5 protein-coding genes and 1 pseudogene are annotated in these 4,080 nt (G+C 58.5%); all 6 read right to left on the reverse strand.

Annotated features, from left to right (window positions below; translation table 11 throughout):
- Positions 1–2,173 (reverse strand): calcium-binding protein (locus F7P80_RS17325; RefSeq protein WP_428840875.1); only part of this gene is annotated, 2,173 nt, incomplete at its 3' end.
- Positions 2,170–2,400 (reverse strand): hypothetical protein, encoded by a 231-nt coding sequence (locus F7P80_RS16870; protein WP_058879662.1) that lies wholly within the window; start codon positions 2,398–2,400, stop codon positions 2,170–2,172. The genes F7P80_RS17325 and F7P80_RS16870, both read right to left, overlap by 4 nt.
- Positions 2,397–2,597, reverse strand: a complete 201-nt coding sequence (locus F7P80_RS16575; protein WP_054067041.1) for a P-loop NTPase family protein — start codon at positions 2,595–2,597, stop codon at positions 2,397–2,399. The genes F7P80_RS16870 and F7P80_RS16575 overlap by 4 nt, the downstream gene beginning before the upstream one ends.
- 13 nt (positions 2,598–2,610) lie before the next feature.
- Positions 2,611–3,153, reverse strand: a complete 543-nt coding sequence (locus tag F7P80_RS16580; RefSeq protein ID WP_058879661.1) for a hypothetical protein — start codon at positions 3,151–3,153, stop codon at positions 2,611–2,613.
- Entirely contained in the window at positions 3,150–3,308 is a 159-nt protein-coding gene (locus F7P80_RS16875; protein WP_165442768.1) for a hypothetical protein, read from the reverse strand. The genes F7P80_RS16580 and F7P80_RS16875 overlap by 4 nt, the downstream gene beginning before the upstream one ends.
- An 85-nt stretch (positions 3,309–3,393) precedes the next feature.
- Positions 3,394–4,080 (reverse strand): annotated as a pseudogene (locus F7P80_RS16880) (hypothetical protein); the annotation flags it as partial.

The raw sequence follows: 4,080 nt of genomic DNA on the forward strand, positions 1-4,080 counted from the left end.
CCGCAGTGACGCGAATGTCCGCCGGGGTGAGGCCCAGCAAGCGCACGGTGTCGCGCTGCACGCCGTTCTCTGCGTAGTCGCTGATGGTGTCGTTGCCGTAGCCGCGCCCAAAGACGTAGGTGTCGGCGCCGGATTCGCCATAGAGCAGGTCGTTGCCCGCGCCGCCGGAGATCAGGTCGTCACCGTCCCCACCGTAGATGCGATCATCGCCGCCCTGGCCGAACAGACGGTCGTTGCCTTTATTGCCGTAGAGGGTGTCCTTGCCGTCGCCCGCCAGCACGATGTCGGCCTTATCGGTGAGCCAAGCGTTGTCGTCACCACCGGTGAGCGTGCGCACCTTGAATTCATCGAGCAGGGCCGCGATGCCCGCCGTCTGCGGTAGGGTTTCGACGAGGTTGTCGAAGTCGGAAAGCCCCACCCAGTTGGTGCCGGAGAGGAAACCATTGGCGTAGCGGTCCAGGTCGAGCAGGTCGGCCAGATAGTTCTCGGGATCGGTTGCTTTTTTCTCTGCCAGTTTCTGGTTTAGTGCCGCAGCATCCAGCCGGATACCGTCGTTGTCGATGACGAGTTCGATCTGGTCGAGGTACGGCTTGAGGCGCGTCTGCATCACCAGGCTGGCGTAAACGCTTTCTTTCAGGCTGTCGTAGGCTTGTTGCAGCAGGTCGAGCTGCGCCGTCGAGAAATTGAGTTTCAGGGTCGGCACGCTGTAGGTCATGGCAATACCGCCACTATTCTGGGTGCTGCCGGGCGTGGTGGTAACGGTCATCCCCCAGTTGGCGTTGCTGGTCTGGCTTTTTTGTGTCGGCAGGTTGAAGAAATACTGGCCGTTGAAGGCCTCGAGCGCGTGCAGTTTCTGGTTCCAGCTGTCGATGAGCTCGCGGTAGTGCGCGCTGAGGTAGCTCGCGCCAATGTCAGTCGATAGCGCGCCGGTCATACCCTCAAAGGTCAGCGGGCCTGCCGTCTGGGCAGCGACGAAACCGACGCTGTCAATGTGGTCGGAGCGCCGGTCGTTGCCGAAGGCTTCGTACTGGATGATGTATTGGCCCTGGGCGCGCGCATCCAGGTTTTTTGCCATACCGGAGGTATCGGCCCAGGCGGAGAGGAGTGGGTCGAGGAGCGCCTTTTGCTCGGCACGGGTGGCGGCGTTCTGGAATTGGGCCAGCAGGCTGGCCACGCCGTCCGACTGGGTCGCGGCTTGCCGAAGCTCGCGCACCTTGCCCGCTCCTTGCATGTTGGGCAGGGTTTTGAGGGCTTCGGGGACTTCGATCTGTTCGGCAAATTTCGTATTGAAGGTGTCGGTGGCAAGATTGAATTCGCCCATCGCCGAGGTCGTGCCATCGGTGCGGGTGAAGCTGCCTTCGCGGGTGAGCTGGTTGCCGTTGGCGAGGTTCTGGTTCTTGAGGGTGTGGGCGAGGTTGAGGCTGACGATGCCGGCGTCGGCGAGCGAGATCAGTTCGCCGGCGCCCGTCGCCCCGTTCTGGTCGGCATCGCGCCAAAGTTTGAGTTCGGCAAAGGCCGGGTCAGAAGCGTCGATGATGCCGTCGCCATTGCTGTCCAAGGCCGCGAGCGCGGCGAAACCGTTGGGGGCCAGCGTGCCATTGGGAAGAGGTGTGAAGTCGCCAAAGAGCTCAGCGCCGGTGTCGATGCGGCCGTTGCCATTGCGGTCCCAGACCAGGAGGGCGTCGTCCTTGCCCGCCCAGCCGGTTCTAGTCAACACACCGTCGTCGTCGTGGTCGAAATAGACGTTGCTGGCGAGTCCCACCGTCTCCAAGCCGTCGCCGTCAAGGTCGAGGATGATGGGGTCGCGCGGCCAGACCCAGGTTTTAGCGCGGTCGTAAAAGTCTGAAATCTTGTCCCAGTTGTCGTAAATGAACAGTCCGCCGCTGGCGATAGTAAATGCGCCGCGTATCCACGGATTGACTTGTGCAATCGTCAACCCAAGACCGAGTAGCAGGTCTCCGGTCTTTTGAATCACATTGGCATAATCACCGCCGGTTGCTGTGCCATTGGCCATTTTCTCCCCAAGCGCGCCGACGGACGCCGCCCATGCAGCTTGACCGACAACCAATTTGGCATACCCCATGCCGAAAGTGCCGGCTATGCTGTTTCCAATCTGGCTGGCAACAAAACTGGCGGCAGCAGTCCCTGCTGCCGCATTCTGAATCGCACTCATGATTTTCCTCCCATCATTACGCCCATAACTACGAAAATAAGCCCAACAACCAAAGTCGGTATCCATAGCCTATTCGCCAATGAAACCCACGCCTTGGTTCGCGGGTGCCGCGCATAGAAGTCGGCCAGTTCACCCTTCGGGTCCCGCCACACTTCAAGCCATGAATACCCCCAAATGGCGCAAAAAATCAGCATCGCCGCGCCGACTGCTGTAAAAAACTGGCTCACGTGTTCTCCTCCTTCACCAAACTCATATGCATGGCATGGCTCCCCATATTCACGACCTCATCCACTTGCAAGCCCTTGGGCACTTGGTGCGTGATAAAAATCATCGTCACCTTGCCTTTGAGCCGGTTGATGGTTTGCGCAAAATGCTCGGCGGTCTGTTGATCCAGGTTCGAAATCGCCTCGTCGAAAATCAGCACCTTGGGACGCTTTTCAGCCTCCTTTCATGGAAAATAAAACGGAAATTCCACCAAACAGAACAAACCACATGAATGTCGCCAGCCATATGCCGCCTGCGCTATCGGCAAAAAACACCCTTTCCTCCAATTTTGTTCTTGGATAAAGCTCGCCCTGCTTGATATTTTTGGGGGATCGAACATGGTTGATATTGATGGGGTAGCCGTATTCCGAGTGGCTTTTTCCGTCAATTTTGCTGGCCGAGTAGAAATAAAAAACCAGACCAACAGCGAGGCATAAATACAGCGTGCCAGTCAAACCGGAAAACTCTCTGTGAATCCACGAAACAATCGGAATAGAGGAAATAACCTCATACCAAGCTTTGTTGAGTTTCGGCATGAGCACAATAGTGAAGGCCAGAGGCGCGAAGATCAGGTGTAGTCGAGTGGTCCACTTGATCTCCCAATTCACGATTGCTTCGTGAATTGGTCGTCGACCAATGACATCGGGATCAGCTGGGTCCTTTGGTGGCCTGATTCCATGAATTTTTCGCCACTGATCTTTGCTCAACTGCTTCATTTGTCTTCCTTCACCAAACTCATCTGCATGGCATGCTGCCCCATATTCACCACCTCATCCACTTGCAAGCCCTTGGGTATCTGGTGCGTGATGAAGATCATCGTCACCTTGCCCTTGAGGCGGTTGATGGTCTGGGCGAAGTGTTCAGCGCTCACGCCGCCATCCTCCACGTTTCATCGTTCGCAGCCTTGCAACATCGCAAACGATGACTTCTCCCCGCCGTCTGCGGCAGGGTGTCGATCAGCGTGTCGAAGTCGGCCAGGCCCTGCCAGTTGGTGCCGGAGAGGAAGTTGCCTGCGTAGCGGTCCAGGTCGAGCAGGTCGGCCAGGTAGTTTTCGGGGTCGGCGGCTTTCTTGTCCGCCAGCATCCGGTTTTGTTGGAACGCCGGTCGTTGCCGAAGGCTTCGTACTGGATGATGTATTGGCCCTGGGCGCGCGCATCCAGGTTTTTTGCCATACCGGAGGTATCGGCCCAGGCGGTGAGCAGCTGGTCGATCAAGGCCTTTTGCTCGGCGCGGGTGGCGGCGTTCTGGAATTGGGCCAGCAGGCTGGCCACGCCGTCCGACTGGGTCGCGGCTTGCCGAAGCTCGCGCACGTTGCCCGCTCCTTGCATGTTGGGCAGGGTTTTGAGGGCTTCGGGGACTTCGATCTGTTCGGCAAATTTCGTATTGAAGGTGTCGGTGGCAAGATTGAATTCGCCCATCGCCGAGGTCGTGCCATCGGTGCGGGTGAAGCTGCCTTCGCGGGTGAGCTGGTTGCCGTTGGCGAGGTTCTGGTTCTTGAGGGTGTGGGCGAGGTTGAGGCTGACGATGCCGGCGTCGGCGAGCGAGATCAGTTCGCCGGCGCCCGTCGCCCCGTTCTGGTCGGCATCGCGCCAAAGTTTGAGTTCGGCAAAGGCCGGGTCAGAAGCGTCGATGATGCCGTCGCC

The organism is Comamonas kerstersii, assembly GCF_008801935.1.
Taxonomy (GTDB): Bacteria; Pseudomonadota; Gammaproteobacteria; order Burkholderiales; family Burkholderiaceae_C; genus Comamonas; species Comamonas kerstersii.

Excerpts from the sequence above, each read along its gene's own strand:
- F7P80_RS16580 (WP_058879661.1), bottom strand. The coding sequence starts at position 3,153 with ATGAAGCAGTTGAGCAAAGATCAGTGGCGAAAAATTCATGGAATCAGG.